Origin of the sequence: Gluconobacter oxydans, from assembly GCF_006539685.1 — a bacterium.
Taxonomy (GTDB): Bacteria; Pseudomonadota; Alphaproteobacteria; order Acetobacterales; family Acetobacteraceae; genus Gluconobacter; species Gluconobacter oxydans.
The window spans coordinates 92,101-109,492 of sequence record NZ_BJNM01000003.1; the positions used below are offsets into that span (position 1 = coordinate 92,101).

The window sequence follows — 17,392 nt, forward strand, 5'->3', positions numbered from 1 at the left end:
ATTGCGGATCATGCCAGCTTCGATACAATCTCCTCCCGATCTCCCCGGACCAGGCCGCCGAAAGACCCTTGAACAGGTCCTTTTCGAGAACGACACGAACGGCCTCAAGCGCAGCCTGACGGCGACGCAGCTGATCATCCTCGGGGTCGGGTCCACGATCGGCGCTGGTATCTACGTCATGACGGGTACGGCTGCTGCCGAATATGCCGGCCCCTCGGTCCTGATTTCCTTCGTCATCGCGGCCCTTGCCTGCCTGTTCACGGCCTTTTCGTACGGCGAACTTTCCTCGACCCTTCCCGTATCGGGCTCGGCCTATTCCTACGCCTATATCTCGATGGGCGAGAAAGCGGCCTGGATGGTCGGCTGGCTCCTGCTTCTGGAATACGGCATCTCATGCTCTGCCGTCGCGGCGGGCCTGTCGGGTTATGCAAGCTCCCTGCTGGGCGTCACCGGCTTTCACATGCCATCCGCGCTGACCCACGCAACGCTCCAGCCCGTACCCGGCACGGCCGGAGCACAGATCAGCGCCGACTGGCGGTTCGATCTGATTGGCTTTACCGCGACGCTTCTGGTGACGGCCCTGCTGGTCCGGGGCGTCGAGGAATCCGCCCGCATCAACACCATGATCGTGGCGCTTAAAGTCGGGGTACTGTTCGTGTTCGTGGCACTGGGCATCGGGGCCGTCAATCCGGCGAACTGGCATCCGTTCATTCCCGCCAGTGAAGGCGGGTTCCATTACGGGGTGCGTGGCATTTTCCGTGCCGCCTCGGTCATTTTCTTCGCTTATGTCGGGTTCGAGGCCGTCTCCACAGCCTCAGCCGAAGCGCGCAACCCTACACGCGATGTCCCGATCGGTATTATCGGCAGCCTGCTGATCTGCACCATCGTCTACATGATCGTCGCCACTGTCCTGCTCGGTATCGTGCCTTATCGTGAACTGGATGTGCCCGATCCGCTCGCCATTGCCGTGAAGATCATGCACACGCCCTGGCTGTCCCTGCTAGTCAATGTCGGCGCAACGATCGGCCTGTGCTCGGTTCTGATGGGCCTGATGTATGCCCAGTCCCGTGTTCTGCTCACCATCAGCCGTGATGGTCTGATCCCGCAGATCTTCAGCGTCATCCATCCGAAATTCCGCACGCCGTGGATCGGGACCATCGTTCTCGGCTTCGTGGTCGCACTCATCACCGCAACTCTGCCGATCGACATCATCAGCGATCTCGTTTCCATCGGGACGGCTGCGGCGTTCGGGATTGTCTGCTTCACGGTCATCTGGCAGCGCAACACGCGACCTGACATCGTGCGTCCCTTCAGCGTCCCGCTGGGCGGTATCCGCATCCGTGGGATCTGGATCGGCACGACCCCCGCGCTGGGCATCCTGTTCTGCCTGGTCATGACCATTCCGCTGGTCTCGGACATGGTTCACGCCGTTACCAGCGGCAATCCGGTCCCGCTGATCCTTCTGGTGACCTATCTGGCGCTGGGCATTGCAACTTACGCCTTCTACGGACGGCGCCATTCAAAAATGCGCCCCGAGCCTCCCTTAGTCTGACGACATCGACGAACTGCCGGGCCCCATACCCGGGCCCATATAGCTTCCCGGCGGCGGCCGGCTGATCGGGGGCGCCATCCGTTCCCAGGGCTCCTGCATACCGGCTGCGGGGGGCATCATGGAGAAACGCGAACGGGGCAGCGCCTCGGGGCATTCATCGCGGATGCGGGCGATGATCTTCTCGCGAATATCGCACCGCAGATCCCAGCTCTGAAGCGCCGTACGCGCACTGGCGATGATGCGGATGGACATGACATGCGCGTCGCAATCCGCCACCTGCACGTCGAACACGCGCCCGTCCCAGAGCGGACATCCCCGCACGATCTCGTTCAGCATCTCGCGGATCTTGTCCATCGGCGCCTGATAATCGACCCACAGGAACACAACACCGATGATGGCCGCGGAATTATGCGTCCAGTTCTCGAACTGGTTTTCCAGAAAATACGAGATCGGCACGATATGCCGTCGCCAGTCCCAGACCCGCAGCACCACATAGGTCGCGTTGATTTCCTCAACCCAGCACCAGTCGCCATTGATAATGATCAGGTCTTCCATCCGGATCGGCTGTGTCAGCGCGATCTGCACACCCGCGATCAGGTTCGTCAGCAGCCCGCGCGCTGACAGACCCACGATCAGGGACGCCGCCCCCGCAGACGCGAACAGGGACAGCCCGTACTGCTTGACGGAGGGAAACAGCATGAGCGCCGAGGCCACGGTCACGATGCCCACCAGGATTTCCGTCAACCGCCGCAGGACGCGGATCTGCGTCTGGTGCGAGCGGATCATGATGTCGTCGGTCTCTTCACGCGCCGCCAGGCGGTTAAGATAGACCTCCGTCATGATCCGGAAAACCATGATCGCCGAGAACCCGAAAGTCAGGATCAGCAGGAACAGAAAGAAGAGCTGAAGATCGTCTTCCTGCGCCGCCGTAAATCCCGTTGCAGCCGGCAACGCGGACAGCATGGCCAGGAGCGCCACCATCAGCCGCGTGGGCCTGCGCAGGGAGGAGACGATGCGCCGGATCAGCGCAGCCTTGCGCGATCCCGGGATCCGCAGAAGCTGCGTCGTCACCAGATTGCCGCAATAGAACGCCAGCACCCCCACAACCACCAGCATCAGCACCGAAACGACGGAAGCAGGCAGCCAGGTGAAATAGGACCGTATGGCAAACAGGGTGCTGACGAAATGTTGCGTCACCAGACGAAGGACTCCTTACATCAAAAGGAATTGCGGGCCTGAAAGAGGCCAAATGGATTGGAAAACCGTGATACCTCAAATGCCACGGGCACCCCGGACAATGCGACCCGTAAAAACATCTTATTTTCCCGGGACTAACGTGTTGACACCCTGAAAGATCCCCCTTAAAACCCCGCGACAACGCCGGTTAACCCCGGCCGGATGGCGGTGTAGCTCAGTGGTAGAGCAGGGGAATCATAATCCCTTGGTCGGCGGTTCAAATCCGTCCACCGCTACCATCCCTTTTCCCGAAACAGAAAATTCATTGCGGCGATGCCCTGCTGTGCAGGACTGTTTCCTGTATTCTGCCCGGCATGATCAAGAAACCCCTCGCCGTCGTGACGATGGTCTATAACGAGCCGGAGCATCTTCAGCTCTGGCGCCGTCATTATGGCGCGCAGGCCGGAGAAGCTGCCTGCTACGTGATCGATCACGGATCGGATGATGGCTCGACAGAGCATCTGGGGCAGGTCAACGTCGTGCGGATCCCACGCTCCCCACAGGACGATGAACGCCGCACCCGCGCCATCGGAAAATTCTGCGACAGCCTGCTCGAATGGTATGACAGCGTCATCTATACGGATGTGGACGAAATCCTGCTCGCGGACCCGGCTTTTGTCCCTTCCCTGACGGAATTCGCGCTCCTGAACCGCTCCCCGGTCGTCACCGCCACAGGCTTTGATGTCATCCATATTCCGGACGAGGAAGCGTCGTTCGACTACAGCCGCCCCTTCTCACTTCAGCGCCGCCATCTCCGCTTTTCCAGCGCGATGTGCAAACCGGTCCTGACCCGCATTCCCATTACTTGGGCCCCCGGCTTTCACTGCTGCGAGGAGGCCGTTCCCAGCCTTGCGGCCCCGCTTTTCCTCTTCCATCTCCGCTACGCGGATCTGGGATCGGGACTGGAACGGCTGGACCGCACGCGCAGGCAGCCCTGGATTTCCGAAGATGTCGGACGTCACCAGCGTCTGGAAAACACGGACTGGGAGAACATGCTGCGCAGCATGGCCGGACTGCCCCGGACGGACTGCACGCTCGACAACCGTGACGAGCGTCTGAGCCAATGGCGCCAGCAGGTCGAGGACAGCACACAGACACGGGTACATGACCGCTACCGCCTTGATCTCCATCTGAGCGGCACGGAACTGTGGCGCGTTCCCGAGCGGTTCGTAGGGCGGGTCTGAGACACAAAAAAGCCGGCCCTTTGCGGGACCGGCTTTTTTTATCTGTCTGAACCGAGACTTCAGTCTGCCTCGACCTCAGCCGTGCGATGATCCTGGTCATCTTCCGAGGAACGCTCGGCGTTGTGCTCGGCATCCTGTTCCTGCGAGGGCTGCTCCTCTTCGGAACGCTCGCCACGCGGCTCCCGGCGGTCTTCATAAGCGCGCTGGCGCTGCTGCTGACGCTCGGTGCGCTCCTGCTGGCTCTTCTCGGCAGCCTGGTTCATGGCATTGAGAATACGGAAATAATGCTCCGCGTGCTGGAAATAGGCTTCTGCAAGAATGCGGTCGCCAGTTCCGGTCGCGTCGCGGCCCAGCTGGAGATACTTCTCGAACAGCTGCTGCGCCGTACCACGGACCCGCAGATCGGGTCCGTTACTGTCAAACACATGGTTGCGGTTCAGAGGTGTCTGGGCATTGCTGCTGCGTGATGGCCCACTACCCGCACGATGATGCCGGCCTCTTATGCGCTTCATATTCATCGACCCGTGATGCACTTTCATGATGACGTGGACCGTTCTGCAACTGCAGAAAGTCCGACCGCCGCTGTCGAAAAAGACGTCTGTCTGTTCCGCTATGGCTGAACCCAGCTCAGCCAGTCTTCCATCGTCAGTGCATGATGACATGAACGATGGGCAAAGATGCGCCTGACAGTGCTGGCAAAAACACCCTCAATTCGCATGCATTGGCTTTAGCAATACCAAGTTCCGTCAGTCAAGCCAACGGTTTTTCGTCACGATCCGCCCTCACCCGTCCGATTGCAGCACGAGGGCTCGTTCGATGCCGCCCAGATCGGCCTTATGCGCCACGTCCCGCAGCCCGCTCGCCGTCCCCAGCGCAGAGACCGCATCGATCTGCCCGATCCCCATCTCCAGAATCGCGTATCCCCCACGCACCAGAAGTCCGGGCAACGCAGCGCACAGGATGCGATAGGCGTCCAGTCCGTCCGCGCCACCATCCAGAGCCCGCGCTGGCTCATACTGCAGAACTTCGGGCATCAGCCCCGCCAGATCCCCGCTCTCAATATACGGCGGGTTGGACAGAACAACATCGAACCGTCCCGTCAGCGCATCCGCCCAGCTTCCGGCCAGAAAGGCACTGCGTTTCTCCAGTCCGGTACGAACGGAATTACGCTTAGCCAATGCAGCCGCCTGCGGAGACAGATCCACGCCGACGCCCCTCGCCTGCGGATATTCGGACAGGGCCGCCAGCAGCAGGCAGCCTGTTCCAGTTCCAAGGTCAAGAATGGAGAGCGGCGCGCTGCGATCCGGACAGGCATCCAGGAGGGCTTCGATCAGGGCTTCACTGTCAGCCCGGGGGATCAGCGTGTCACGTCCCGTCTCCAGATCCAGCGTCCAGAAGCCAGTTTCGCCGGTGATGAATGCCAGAGGTTCCCGTTCCAGCCGCCGCTTCAGAGCCTCTGCGAATCGCAGCTCCTGCGCGGGCTCTACACCGTCCAGAGACAGCAGACCGCCCAGATCCCGCCCTGTCGCCCAGCACAGCAGGAGCCGGGCTTCACGGCGCGCATCGTCGATCCCGGCCTGCTCCAGCGCCTGTGAGGCCTCGCGCAAAAGATCATCTTTGGCCATCATCATTCAAGCGAACCTGTTATAGTTGGTGTCATGAAGTCCAAACGCGCCTTCCTCTATTCCGCCCTGCTGCTTGGCTGCACGCTCAATCCCGTTCACGCCCAGTCGGAACTGTCCACGGAACTGCCCCCGTCCTTTACCGTGACGGACGAGCGCGCGCCCGAAGAAATTTCGGAAGTCTCACGCCTCTATCTGGACGGCAATCTGGTTGCGACCTTCAGGCTGGGCCTGTCCAAGGCGCATGAGACGCAGACGATCCCGCTTCCGGTCGGCCGCTTCGATGTCGATTATGCCCTGTGTGGCGAAATCACCATCGTCCATAACGGCCATCAGGAAACCCATCAGGTCAGCAGCGAAGGCCAGCTCCACCACCCCGAAGGGCACTCGCTCGACGCCGTGGGGACCAACAACTTCACCGATTTCTTTCTGGTCGATTACGACGATGCCGCAGTTGCCACGCACCGGCATGGCCGCGCTGCCGTCTGCGCAACACCGAATACCTGAGGCTCAGAACCCTTCGGCGGCGAGCAGTTCCGTCTGCTCTTCACGGGTCAGGGCATCGATGATCTCATCGAACTCACCGCCCATGATCCGGTCGATTTTGTAAAGCGTCAGGTTGATCCGATGGTCTGTCACACGCCCCTGCGGGAAATTGTAAGTCCGGATGCGCTCGGAGCGATCGCCCGTCCCAACCTGTGATTTCCGGTCCGCGGCCCGGGTGGCATGAAGCTGTGCGCGTTCCCGCTCATAGAGCCGGGCACGCAGGATCTTCATGGCCTTGGCCTTGTTCTTGTGTTGGCTCTTTTCTTCCTGCATCGCCACGACAATGCCGCTGGGCATGTGCGTGACACGGACTGCACTCTCGGTCTTGTTGACGTGCTGACCACCCGCCCCCGAAGCGCGATAGACGTCAATCCGCAGATCATCGTCATTGACCGTCACATCGACTTCTTCGGCCTCGGGCAGCACGGCCACGGTCACGGTCGAGGTGTGGATCCGTCCTTGACTTTCCGTGGCCGGAACACGCTGCACCCGGTGCACACCGGATTCGTATTTCAGCCGCGCAAAAACAGACCGGCCGGAAATGGTCGCCATGCCTTCCTTGAGGCCGGCCACCTCGTTCTCGGCATATTCCATGACTTCAAAACGCCAGCCATTCTGTTCGGAAAAGCGGCGGTAAGCATCAAACAGTTCCGCGGCAAACAGGCCTGCCTCATCGCCACCCGCTGCCGGACGGATTTCAAGAATGGCGCTGCGTTCATCCGCCGCATCTTTCGGCAGAAGCGCAAGACGCAGGGCGTGCTGAAGATCGGGCAATGTCGCCTCGATCTCCGCAAGCTCCATCTGGGCCAGCTCACGCATTTCCGGATCATCAAGCAGGGCCTGAGCCCCGGCTTTCTGTTCCTCGGCACTTTTCCAGGCCTGAATGGAGGCGACCACAGGCTCCAGTTCGGCATATTCCTGCGACAGACGGGTGAAGTCCTCACCCGTCAGCTCGCCGGAAGACATCAGGGCCTGGACTTCCTCCGAACGCGCGACAATCCGCTCAAGCCTGTCGTCAAAGGCCATCTGTTCAGGCGCGTCCTGCGCTCAGAATCCGCGCCAGATCCGCAACCGGCACTTCCTGCTGCTCGCGGCTGGAGAGGTCACGAAGCTGCACGATATTCTTGGCGATTTCCTCATCACCCAGAACGATCGCATGGGATGCGCCGGACTTCACCACCCGCTCCATGCGCTTCTTCATGTTGCCACGGGTCTCGATTTCGGCCCGCAGACCAGCAGAGCGCAGAACACGTGCAATAGACGCGGCTTTGAGGACAGCCTCGTCTCCCATCGGCACCAGCGCAATACCGGCCGGAAGTTCGGGGACGGAATCCAGCAGCATCGCCAGACGCTCGATCCCGCCAGCCCAGCCGATCGCCGGAATGGCCGGACCACCCATCTGCTCCACGAGCCCTTCATACCGGCCACCGGCCAGCACCGTGCCCTGAGCGCCCAGCTTCGAGGTTACGAACTCGAACGCTGTGTGGCTGTAGTAATCGAGGCCACGGACGATGCGGGGGTTCTCAACGAAGTCCACGCCAAACGCCTGAAGACTAGAGCGCAATCCGTCCCAGAACTGCCGGGAGTCGTCGTTCAGATAATCCGCAAATGCCGGAGCAGCGTCGAGCAGCTTACGGTCCTGTTCAGACTTGCTATCCAGAATTCGCAGCGGATTGGCTTCAAGACGAACGCGGCTTTCTTCCGACAGCGCATCCGCATGATCGCGGAAATACGCCACCAGAGCCTCCCGCCATGCCTGACGGCTGGCGAGATCGCCAAGCGTATTGAGTTCCAGCGTGACATGATCGCCCAGACCCAGCTCGCGCAGAATGTCCTGCGCCATGGCAATCGTCTCGGCATCCCGAAGCGGGCTTTCCGCCCCGATCAGTTCCGCGCCGATCTGGTGAAACTGCCGGTAACGCCCCTTTTGCGGACGCTCATAACGGAACATGGACCCGTGATAGAACACCTTCTGCGGCAGGGACTGCGTCAGGCCATTCGTGACCAGCGCCCGGCAGATCGCCGCCGTGCCTTCGGGACGCAGGGTGATGCTCTCACCGCCGCGATCCTCGAACGTGTACATCTCCTTGGACACGACGTCGGACGTTTCGCCGAGCGTGCGCGAAAAGACGCGCGTGTCCTCGAAGATCGGTGTGCTCCATTCCTCGAAACCATAGGTCCGCAGCACCCTGCGGGCCGTCTCCACGACATGGTGGTGACGGCGCATGGTCTCGCCAATGAGGTCATGGGTGCCGCGTGGGGGCTGAAGTCCTGACATCAGCTGGCTGCCGGGTCCATCTGCTTGGCCGTGGACGCCTCGACCTTGCCGGCCTCGATGTCCGAAACCTTCTTTTCCACCAGTTCGACGATATGCTCGATCATGTCGCCAGCTGGCATCGTGTGATCCTGACGGCCTGCGGCATAGACCATGTGACGGCCATTGCCACCGCCGGTCACGCCGATATCCGTCATCAGCGCTTCACCCGGGCCATTTACCACACAGCCGATGATGGACAGTGTCAGCGGCGTCTTGATGTGCTGCAGACGGTCTTCCAGCGTCTGCACCGTCTCGACGACGTTGAAGCCCTGACGCGCACAGGACGGGCAGGAAATGATTTTCACGCCACGATGACGCAGGCCAAGGGACTTCAGGATATCCCAGCCGACCAGCACTTCCTCTTCCGGAGCAGCGGAAAGCGAAACACGCATCGTATCGCCTACGCCAGCCCAGAGCAGGTTGCCCAGACCGATGGAAGACTTCACGGTACCCGCACGCTTGGAGCCTGCCTCGGTGATGCCGATATGCAGCGGGTGATCACAGCAATCCGCAAGCTGCTGATAGGCTGCGACCGCCATGAACACGTCCGAGGCCTTTACGCTGATCTTGAACTCATGGAAGTCGTGATCCTCGAGGATCTTCGCGTGCTCGAGAGCGCTCTCAACGAGGGCTTCCGGGTTTGGCTCACCGTATTTTTCGAGCAGGTGCTTCTCGAGCGAACCGGCATTCACGCCGATGCGGATGGAGCAGCCATAATCCCTGGCGGCATTGACGACTTCACGCACGCGCTCGGCACTGCCAATGTTACCGGGATTGATACGCAGGCAGGCCGCACCGGCCTTGGCGGCTTCGATAGCGCGCTTGTAGTGGAAATGGATGTCCGCGACGATTGGAACATTCACCTCACGCACGATTTCCTCGAGAGCGGCCGTGCTGGCTTCGTCAGGGCACGACACGCGCACAATATCCACGCCCGCCAGTTCGGCGCGGCGGATCTGCTCGATCGTGGCCTGCGCGTCGGAGGTCAGGGTGTTGGTCATGGTCTGCACAGAGATCGGGGCATCACCACCGACCGCAACCTTGCCGACATGGATCTGGCGCGACTTGCGACGCTCGATGTGCTGATAGGGACGGTAGCTGCTCATGATTTACCTCTTCGTGCCCGGAAAGGACCGGGAGCTCTGACCCAGTGGGCTGTATTCAGGGGCACTGAGCCCCCCTGACGGATATAAGGGTTTAATGCGATGGCGACGATTGTTCCAGCGGCTGATGTTCAAGCTGCCGGGCATTGAGGTCATCGGCCGAGACTTCAGGTGCTGCCGGTGCCTTCCGGGGAACGGAAACAGGCGGCGCTCTGGGCGGGACAGGCGCAGGCGCGACGGTCGACGGCGCAGCGGTTGCTCCCGGTACGGGAACCGGCGCATTGGGCTGCACCGGAAGCGCGATCCCCGACCCGAACGCTCCGGAACGGATGGCATCGGCCGTCACCTCGACATTCCGGCGGACCTGCCCTTCTTTCCCCAGCGGCGCACTGGTTGCCCCGGCCGTGGTCAGGACGATACCACCGGCATTGCCGAACGACATCCGGAACGGAGCGCCTGCGGGATCGCCCTGCCAGCTTTCACCCGGCTGCATCACACGCGACATGAGAACATGCCCGTCCCGGTCCCTGACCTGCGTCCAGACGGGAGCCAGCGCCCGGAGCACAACGGCTCCTTCGGGTACAGCTGGCGGCAGATCCGTAGCGGGCTGGCCGATCGCCCCAGCCTGCTGCGAAGGCGCGGCCTCACCTGCCGGGAGCGGTTCTGAATCGTCATCCGAAGCCAGCGGAGCCACAGAGGGTGCAACCGTCGAGGGCGTGGATTGTGCAACTGAAGGCGCTGCAGAAACATCCGGCGCCGGAGCATTCTGCGTCGGTGCGACTGCTGGTGCTGGTGTTGCGGGAACAGAGGACGCCGTCACGGGAGCATGTGGCTCCGGCGTCGGAGCGCGTCCGGGCATCACTGAGGCGACCTGCGGAGAGGTCATGGCAGGGGTTGCAGCCCCTGGCATCAGTTCCGCCACAGCCGGAACCTGCCTCTGGGCCGGGTTGTCATGTTCCGTAAAGCGGTACCAGCCCACATAGGCCGCGACCACGACCACGAGCCCTGCCCCGACGAGCACGCCGACCGGCAGCCCGCGGTCACTTTCAGGCTGCGGGAAAACCAGCTCCGGCTTGCGGGTTACGGCGCCACGCGTGTCACGGCGGAACCGCTCGACCAGCGCATCCGCATCCAGCTGCATGGCATGGGCATAGGTGCGGAGAAATCCCACCGCATAAGCCACGCCAGGCAGCTTCGACAGATCGTCCGCCTCGAGCGCTGCCAGCAGTTTCGGGCGGATTCGCAGCCATTCCGCGACATCTTCAAGCCGCCAGCCGAGTTCCTCGCGACGCGCACGCAGCACCGTTCCGACACTTGGCTGGTCGGAAGGTTGCGAAAACGGGCGGTTCGAGGACGGTGGGGACATGACCGGACAATCCGTTAGCTTGGCGCGTGGATGCGGGTTTCGCGCTGCCTGATGGCATCCACGGCCTGCTCAACCAGCGTCGCGATGATTTCGGCGACCGGACGGACTTCCTTGACCATGCCCACGGACTGACCAGCCATGACCGAACCCGTCTCCACGTCACCGTCGATGACGGCACGACGCAGGGCACCGGCCCAGTAATGCTCGATCGAGAGCTGGGCTTCTTCCTTAGTCAGCTCGCCACTCTGGAACTTCCGGAGTGCCTCGCCCTGCAGGCGCGCGAAGTTCCGGCCCCCTTCATTCGAAAGACCACGCACCGGGATGACCGGGAACAGCTCATCGAGCTGCACGGTCGTCACCGCATCGCGGGCATTGGCGCGCAGGAAGGCCTTCTTGAAGTTCTCATGCGCGATGCTCTCTTCGGAGGCTGCAAACAGCGTTCCGAGCTGCGCACCGGCCGCGCCCTGTTCCAGATAGGACAGGATCGCGTCACCACGGCCCAGCCCACCAGCAACGAACACGGGAACATCACGGATATGCGGCAGGATTTCCTGCGCCAGAACCGTCAGCGAAACCGGACCGACATGGCCGCCGGCTTCCGAGCCTTCGATCACGAGAGCCTCAATGCCCATGCGCACCAGACGCTTGCCAAGAGCCAGAGCCGGAGCGAAACCGATCGCCCTCGCCCCGCCATCGCGCACCTTGCGGATCGTGGCGCTGTTCGGCACGCCGCCCGCGAGCACGATATGCGAGATATTGTGTGCCAGACACACATCCACGAGCCGGTCCAGCTGGGGATGCATGGTGATGAGGTTCACGCCGAACGGGCGCTTCGTCATCGCCTGCGTGGCAACGATTTCCTCTTCCAGACGCTCGGGCGACATCGCACCACAGGCGATGACACCGAATCCGCCGGCATTGGAAATCGCGGAAACCAGATGCCGCTCGCTGACCCAGGACATGGCGCCCCCGAGGATCGCGACTTCGCTCCCGAGGAAGTCACAGCCCGGCTTCCACAGCCGGTCCAGCGTCGCGCGGGCGTTCAGGGTTTCGCTCACGCGTCGGCTCCCTCTTTGGCATCAAGGCCATAAGCCGTGTGCAGAGCGCGCATGGCCAGTTCGGTATATTCGGAATCGATCAGGACGGAGATCTTGATCTCGCTCGTGGAGATGACCTGCACATTGATGCCGCGATCGGCCAGCGTGCGGAACATCCGCGCGGCCAGACCGGCATTCGAGCGCATGCCGATACCCACGACACTGATCTTCACCACGTTGTGCGACGTGATCAGCTCTCCATACTGGACGTATTCGCGGGCCTTCTCCAGCACGGCGCGGGCAGCGGCCTCGTCGGCCTTGCTGACCGTGAAGGTCATGTTCGTCATGTTGTCCACGCCGACGCTCTGGACGATCATGTCAACATTGATGTTCGCGGCTGCCAGCGGATCGAAAATCGCGGCGGCAATGCCCGGACGGTCCGGAATGTTCCGCACGGAGATTTTCGCTTCGTCATGCGAGTTGGCAATCCCCGCAACCAGTTCCTTCTCCATGATCTCGTCCTCATCAACCACAATCGAACCGCTGTCGTCATCCGTCTCGGCGAATGATGACAGCACCCGCACACGGACACCCTCGCGCATGGCGAGACCGACACTGCGGGTCTGAAGTACCTTGGCGCCTACCGAAGCCAGTTCAAGCATCTCCTCATAGGTGATGCGATCCAGCTTCTTGGCGCGTTTCACGATGCGCGGATCGGTCGTGTAGATCCCGTCCACATCGGTATAAATATCACACTGATCGGCGTTGATGGCAGCCGCGACGGCCACGGCGGACGTGTCCGATCCGCCACGTCCCAGCGTCGCGATGCGGCCATCGGGGCCGACGCCCTGGAAGCCGGCCACAACCGGCACGACATCATCATCCAGGCAGGCCAGAAGCGCCGTGCCGTCCACGCTCTCGATGGCGGCTTTGCCATGTGCGTCGTCCGTCACGAGCGGGATCTGCCAGCCCTGGAACGACCGCGCCTTCACGCCAAGCGCCTGAAGCGCGATGGACACAAGGCCGCTCGTCACCTGCTCGCCGGCGGCTACAACGGCATCGTATTCCTTCGGATCCGCCAGCGGGTCCAACTCGGCGCAGTATCCGACCATCCGGTTCGTGACACCGGCCATGGCGGAGACCACGACGGCCACACGGCGGCCGCGGTCATGTTCCGCTTTCACGCGTTTTGCAACGTTCCGGATGCGCTCGATATTCCCGACGGACGTGCCGCCGAATTTCATGACAACCGTCTTCCGTTTCCCGCTTTCGCCCTTGATGGCGGCATGGGGATCGGCACGACCGGAAACCTGGTCGTGGACGGGCGTATCGGGCATGGACATCGCGGATAAGGCTCCAGTACGTGTCTGGCGTTGCGCGCTCGGGTCTGGCATCGGGTACGGCAAAGACATGCAAACCACCCGGCACCTGGACAGACTCTGCCGGTCCACATACTCGTCTCACTCCGCCACGTCCAGATGACGTGCGGCAGACAGGCACACAGAAGGAGAATTCTGATGCTCACAGAAACATCCTCGGGACAGGATTCCAGACGCTCGTCCGTATCGGAATCCGAGATCGCCCATTTCAGCGCCTTGGCCGAGGACTGGTGGAATCCGCGCGGCCCCATGGCCCCGCTGCATGCCATGAACCCGCTCCGCACCGAATGGGTGAGCCGTCATGTCGCCCCCCTGCGCAAGGCGTCTTCGGGGCCTCTGAGCCTGCTCGATATCGGCTGCGGTGCTGGTCTGGCCAGCGAGGCCTATGCCAAACTCGGCTTCAACACACTCGGAATCGATGCCAGTGCGGCTGGCATCCGCGCGGCTGAAGCGCATCTGGCCGCCCATCCCCTGCCACCAGAGGCAGCCTCCCTGTCCTATCGCAATGGCAGCGCGGAAGATCTCGTTGCGGAAGGTGCGCGCTTTGATGTCGTCAACGCCCTGGAAGTCATCGAGCACGTCAATGACCCGCAGGACTTCCTGATCATGCTGGCCACGCTGACGAAACCGGGAGGCATGGTCGCGGTGTCCACCCTGAACCGGACACCGCGCTCCTTTGCCGTCGCCAAGCTTGGCGCGGAATATCTGCTGCGGATGTTGCCGGTGGGCACGCATGACTGGAAAAAGTTCATCAAGCCAGACGAACTCGCCGCCATGGCCCGCCGTGCTGGCCTGCGCATGCTGGACATCGCCGGGATGAGCTACGTCCCGTTCCAGTGGCGCGAAAGCCGTGATACCGGCATTAATTACATCGCGATCTTCCGCAAGGACTGAACAAAAAAGAGCGGTTGCAGCATATCATTTTGCTACAACCGCTCTTTTCGGATTAGTGCTCGATCAGACCTGTGTGTTCATGAACGCAAAGGTCGTCGGGCTGCCAACGGGGGTGAAATTGTTCGTAAACGCAATTTCGCCCGTCTTCTTGTCCACCTTGAAAGAGGTCACGGCATCCGAGCGCTGGTTGGCGCAGAACAGGAATGCTCCAGACGGATCAAACATCAGAGCGCGACCGTAATCCGCATGCATCCAGACCTCGTCCTGAAGGGTCAGCGTTCCGTCCGCGCCGATGGCGAACACGGCTAGCGAATCACCCAGACGGTTGGAGACATAGACGAACTTGCCACTGGCCGAGATCAAGATTTCCGCCGCAAGCGTCGAACCACGGAAATGCGACGTCACCGTGCTGACGGTCTGAATGTCGCTGATCGCGCCCGTTGCCGGGTCGAAATTGGAAACGACAACCTTCGAATCCTGCTCGCACAGATTGTACAGGATGCGGCCGGAATGGTTGAACTGGAAGTGGCGGGGCGCCGAGCCCGGTTCCATGTCGTAATAAGGCGTCTTGGCCGGGATCAGCTTGCCGGTATCGATGTTCAGCGTCCACATGTAGACGCGGTCCAGGCCCGCATCATCCGCCAGCACGAACTTGCCGCTCGGGTCCGAATGGATCATGTGCGGATGTGAACCCGAGTGATCGGACACGGCGAAATTGCCCTGCGGATTATCCGAAGCCCGCTCCGGCTGGCGCGGTCCCGTATTGTGCACGACGTCCGATGCCTCACCCAGCGATCCGTCCGAGCGGATCGGCAGGACGGCAACGCAGCCACCCACATAGTTGGCGACCAGTACGTAGCGACCCGAATGGTGGATGCTCAGATGGGCCGGAACGGCACCTTTCGAGCTGACAACGTTCAGCTTGCGCAGCGAACCTGTCTTGGGATCGATCGCAAATGCCGTGACGGAGCCGTCCCCATCCTTGTTGAAATCGTCAATCTCGCTCAGCGCGTACAGGAAGCGCTGGTCCTTCGAAATCGCAAGGAAAGACGGGCTGGCGATATCCGTGAAGGTCGTGATCGGCGTCAGAACGCCCGTATCGCGATCCATATCGAAAACGGAAATCCCCTGTCCGTTCCCGGTTCCACCTCCCGGCGGCCCATGTTTCGTATATCCGCCGACGAAACAGATCGTCTTTGCAACCGGCTTCGGCGGTGGCGGAGGTGTCGGAACTGCCTTTTCAGGGTCAGCGGCCCCGGCGACGCCGGTGCCGGCCGCAGCAACGCCGGCAACCAGTCCGACCGCAAAATTACGGCGGGAAACAGGGTGGGACATGATGGATCTGCATTCCTTTCAGTATGGCAGGGATAACGCCCGCTACCAGGAAAAGACGCATTCCCGACCCCGATACCGGTTTCCCGGCCACTGGTTCAGTGGACGTCCTTCGGCAGTTTGCATTGCGGCCCCACGGGTGGACCAGCATAGCGGGTCCAGGTCTGGGTTTCCCCCAGAAGGGGCATTCCCAGAACGAATCCGCGCAGTTTCAGGACATTGGGCTCAGACACCCATATCCGCGCCTGATAGACCCGTCCGGTCCGCGGATCAAGAATATGACCCTGCCACTTGCGGTCCTCAATTGGGACAAAGTCTGTCAGCATACGGATTCCACACTGCGACCGCCCCCACACATCCTTGGGAACAGCCCCGTCATAAGCCATGCCAATCAGCTGTCCGCAGAGCATGTGACCGCAGGGCTCAATGGAAAACAGACCGTCATGCTCCTCGGACAGCCACAGCCCCTCTTCGGGAATATCCGAAGGAGCCGCACCTGCTGAAGCGGATGTCTGCGCCTGTGCCGGGACACAGGAAAGTGATGACACAGCCAGCAGGACAGCCGCGAAAAAGCCTGCTCCCCGCATTCAGACCTTGCCCAGCAGGGCATCGAGACGCCCCGCACGATCAAGCGCCATCAGGTCATCACACCCCCCCAGCCCCTTACCGTCCACAAATGTCTGCGGCACGGTCCGGCGGCCGGATCGACGGATGGACTCCTCGCGCTCGGCCGATCCGTGAGGCGCATTGATTTCCTGAAACTCTATCCCCTTGGAGCGCAGCAGGCTGACGGCATGCACGCAGTAAGGACATCCAGGCTGGGTATAAATCTCGACTTTCGACATAGGATCCTCATTCCTGGACAAAGCGCGGGTTCTGTTCATCCACTCTCCCGGTCCGCGCTGCAACCAAAATATCCACACTCGCCGCACCGGCCTTCATCAGAGCCATCGTGCAGGCCGATGCCGTGGACCCTGTCGTCAGCACGTCATCCACAAGCAGGACGGCCTGTCCTTCTATCCGCGCTCCACGTCCTTTCCTCACCCGAACAGCATGTTCCATCTCTCGCTCACGCTCCCCCGCAGACAGGCGGGCCAGTGCGCGCGTGGAGCGGACACGCTGAAGAGCGTCCACCACACAGGGCAGACCCGCAAGCCGTGAAACGCCCTGTGCCATCAGGGCAGCCTGATTGTAACGCCGTTTCCACAGACGGGTGCGATACAGCGGAACGGGCACGACAAGCGTGACGTTCTGCAGCATGTCCTCAGCGGCCGATGCCATCTGGCGGCCCATAACAGCTGCATTTTCAGTATGATCAGAATATTTCAGTGGCAGGATCAGACGCCGCGACCATGTATCGTAAACGAAAGCCGCCCGCGCCGAACGCCAGACCGGCGGGTGGGCCTGACAGGCCGCACAGCAGTTCTGAGGACCGCCCAAGCCCTCGTTTTCCAATGGAACGCCACAACGGTGACAACTGGGAGAAACAATACGGTGAGCGGCCTGGAAACACGTGCCGCAGAACGCGCCTTCCGTCATGACTTCCGTCCCGCAGGCCGCACAGGTCGGAGGCAGAAGCGTATCCAGAACAACGCGCGCGCTGCGGGTCAGAAGCCGTTTCACCCTGTGCGCGGTACCAGTTTGAGCGTGATTCGGGATGCGTCGATCAGGACCTTCCCCTGATGCTGGAAATTGACGGTCACCCGCTCTTCCACAGCCGACTGGACCTGGCCCCAGCCCCAGTCGGGATGATCGGGATGCTGGACAATCTGTCCAGGCTCAAGAAAGGACTGAAAGGGCCCGGTCACTGACAGACCTGCCAGA

Annotated in this window: 18 protein-coding genes and 1 tRNA gene; 5 read left to right on the top strand and 14 right to left on the bottom strand. The window is 61.6% G+C overall.

The genetic code is table 11. The features are described from left to right. The first annotated feature begins 10 nt into the window (after positions 1–10). Positions 11–1,552, top strand: coding sequence for an amino acid permease (locus GOX01_RS02305; RefSeq protein WP_011251628.1), 1,542 nt, complete (start codon positions 11–13; stop codon positions 1,550–1,552). On the opposite strand, the gene GOX01_RS02310 is transcribed toward GOX01_RS02305, so the two are convergent. After that, the gene (locus tag GOX01_RS02310; RefSeq protein ID WP_011251629.1) at positions 1,544–2,749 is read right to left on the bottom strand and encodes a mechanosensitive ion channel family protein; all 1,206 of its coding nucleotides are present in this window, start codon (positions 2,747–2,749) and stop codon (positions 1,544–1,546) included. The two genes, GOX01_RS02305 and GOX01_RS02310, sit on opposite strands and share 9 nt — an antisense overlap. A 203-nt stretch (positions 2,750–2,952) precedes the next feature. On the opposite strand from GOX01_RS02310, the gene GOX01_RS02315 reads away from it, so the two are divergent. Both GOX01_RS02315 and GOX01_RS02320 read left to right on the top strand, forming a co-directional pair. Next, positions 2,953–3,027 (top strand) — tRNA-Met (locus tag GOX01_RS02315). A 75-nt stretch (positions 3,028–3,102) separates the two neighbouring features. Beyond that, entirely contained in the window at positions 3,103–3,972 is an 870-nt protein-coding gene (locus GOX01_RS02320; protein WP_011251630.1) for a glycosyltransferase family 2 protein, read from the top strand. A 59-nt stretch (positions 3,973–4,031) separates the two neighbouring features. Here the strand turns inward: GOX01_RS02320 and GOX01_RS02325 are convergent, their stop codons facing one another. Together GOX01_RS02325 and prmC are read right to left on the bottom strand one after the other, a co-directional pair. Beyond that, positions 4,032–4,490: a DUF4167 domain-containing protein gene (locus tag GOX01_RS02325; protein ID WP_024717305.1), complete on the bottom strand. Its 459-nt coding sequence runs from the start codon at positions 4,488–4,490 to the stop codon at positions 4,032–4,034. Positions 4,491–4,754: 264 nt separating this feature from the next. Then, on the bottom strand, positions 4,755–5,600 hold the full coding sequence (gene prmC, locus GOX01_RS02330; protein ID WP_024717304.1) for a peptide chain release factor N(5)-glutamine methyltransferase: 846 nt from the start codon (positions 5,598–5,600) through the stop codon (positions 4,755–4,757). 30 nt (positions 5,601–5,630) lie between these two features. On the opposite strand from prmC, the gene GOX01_RS02335 reads away from it, so the two are divergent. Continuing rightward, the gene (locus GOX01_RS02335) at positions 5,631–6,101 is read left to right on the top strand and encodes a hypothetical protein (protein WP_011251633.1); all 471 of its coding nucleotides are present in this window, start codon (positions 5,631–5,633) and stop codon (positions 6,099–6,101) included. Positions 6,102–6,104: 3 nt separating this feature from the next. Here GOX01_RS02335 and prfA read toward each other — a convergent pair whose 3' ends face one another. The 6 genes from prfA to GOX01_RS02365 all read right to left on the bottom strand — a co-directional run bounded on the left by prfA (position 6,105) and on the right by GOX01_RS02365 (position 13,306). Continuing rightward, a complete protein-coding gene (gene prfA / locus GOX01_RS02340; protein ID WP_011251634.1) occupies positions 6,105–7,166 on the bottom strand; it encodes a peptide chain release factor 1 in 1,062 nt (353 codons plus the stop codon). Positions 7,167–7,170: 4 nt separating this feature from the next. Continuing rightward, a complete protein-coding gene (hisS, locus tag GOX01_RS02345; protein ID WP_011251635.1) occupies positions 7,171–8,418 on the bottom strand; it encodes a histidine--tRNA ligase in 1,248 nt (415 codons plus the stop codon). Next, positions 8,418–9,563 carry a flavodoxin-dependent (E)-4-hydroxy-3-methylbut-2-enyl-diphosphate synthase gene (ispG, locus tag GOX01_RS02350; protein ID WP_011251636.1) on the bottom strand — a complete coding sequence of 382 codons (1,146 nt, stop codon included), beginning with the start codon at positions 9,561–9,563 and terminating at the stop codon, positions 8,418–8,420. Before ispG ends, hisS begins: the two co-directional genes overlap by 1 nt. Positions 9,564–9,654: 91 nt before the next feature. Further along, a complete protein-coding gene (locus tag GOX01_RS02355) occupies positions 9,655–10,926 on the bottom strand; it encodes a helix-turn-helix domain-containing protein (RefSeq protein ID WP_062268775.1) in 1,272 nt (423 codons plus the stop codon). A 14-nt stretch (positions 10,927–10,940) separates the two neighbouring features. After that, positions 10,941–11,984 (bottom strand): NAD(P)H-dependent flavin oxidoreductase, encoded by a 1,044-nt coding sequence (locus GOX01_RS02360; protein WP_011251638.1) that lies wholly within the window; start codon positions 11,982–11,984, stop codon positions 10,941–10,943. Then, the gene (locus GOX01_RS02365; RefSeq protein WP_024717303.1) at positions 11,981–13,306 is read right to left on the bottom strand and encodes an aspartate kinase; all 1,326 of its coding nucleotides are present in this window, start codon (positions 13,304–13,306) and stop codon (positions 11,981–11,983) included. The genes GOX01_RS02360 and GOX01_RS02365 overlap by 4 nt, the downstream gene beginning before the upstream one ends. A 174-nt stretch (positions 13,307–13,480) precedes the next feature. On the opposite strand from GOX01_RS02365, the gene ubiG reads away from it, so the two are divergent. Continuing rightward, positions 13,481–14,236, top strand: a complete 756-nt coding sequence (gene ubiG, locus GOX01_RS02370; protein WP_011251640.1) for a bifunctional 2-polyprenyl-6-hydroxyphenol methylase/3-demethylubiquinol 3-O-methyltransferase UbiG — start codon at positions 13,481–13,483, stop codon at positions 14,234–14,236. Positions 14,237–14,299: 63 nt separating this feature from the next. Here the strand turns inward: ubiG and GOX01_RS02375 are convergent, their stop codons facing one another. The 5 genes from GOX01_RS02375 to GOX01_RS02395 form a co-directional block, all read right to left on the bottom strand. Beyond that, the gene (locus tag GOX01_RS02375; RefSeq protein ID WP_011251641.1) at positions 14,300–15,571 is read right to left on the bottom strand and encodes a lactonase family protein; all 1,272 of its coding nucleotides are present in this window, start codon (positions 15,569–15,571) and stop codon (positions 14,300–14,302) included. A gap of 95 nt (positions 15,572–15,666) precedes the next feature. After that, positions 15,667–16,155, bottom strand: coding sequence for a DUF2147 domain-containing protein (locus GOX01_RS02380; protein WP_011251642.1), 489 nt, complete (start codon positions 16,153–16,155; stop codon positions 15,667–15,669). Further along, positions 16,156–16,413, bottom strand: coding sequence for a glutaredoxin 3 (grxC, locus tag GOX01_RS02385; protein WP_011251643.1), 258 nt, complete (start codon positions 16,411–16,413; stop codon positions 16,156–16,158). A 7-nt stretch (positions 16,414–16,420) separates the two neighbouring features. Continuing rightward, positions 16,421–17,191, bottom strand: a complete 771-nt coding sequence (locus tag GOX01_RS02390; protein WP_255314057.1) for a ComF family protein — start codon at positions 17,189–17,191, stop codon at positions 16,421–16,423. Then, positions 17,188–17,376: a DUF3553 domain-containing protein gene (locus GOX01_RS02395; RefSeq protein WP_011251645.1), complete on the bottom strand. Its 189-nt coding sequence runs from the start codon at positions 17,374–17,376 to the stop codon at positions 17,188–17,190. The genes GOX01_RS02390 and GOX01_RS02395 overlap by 4 nt, the downstream gene beginning before the upstream one ends. Between the last annotated feature and the right edge of the window lie 16 nt (positions 17,377–17,392).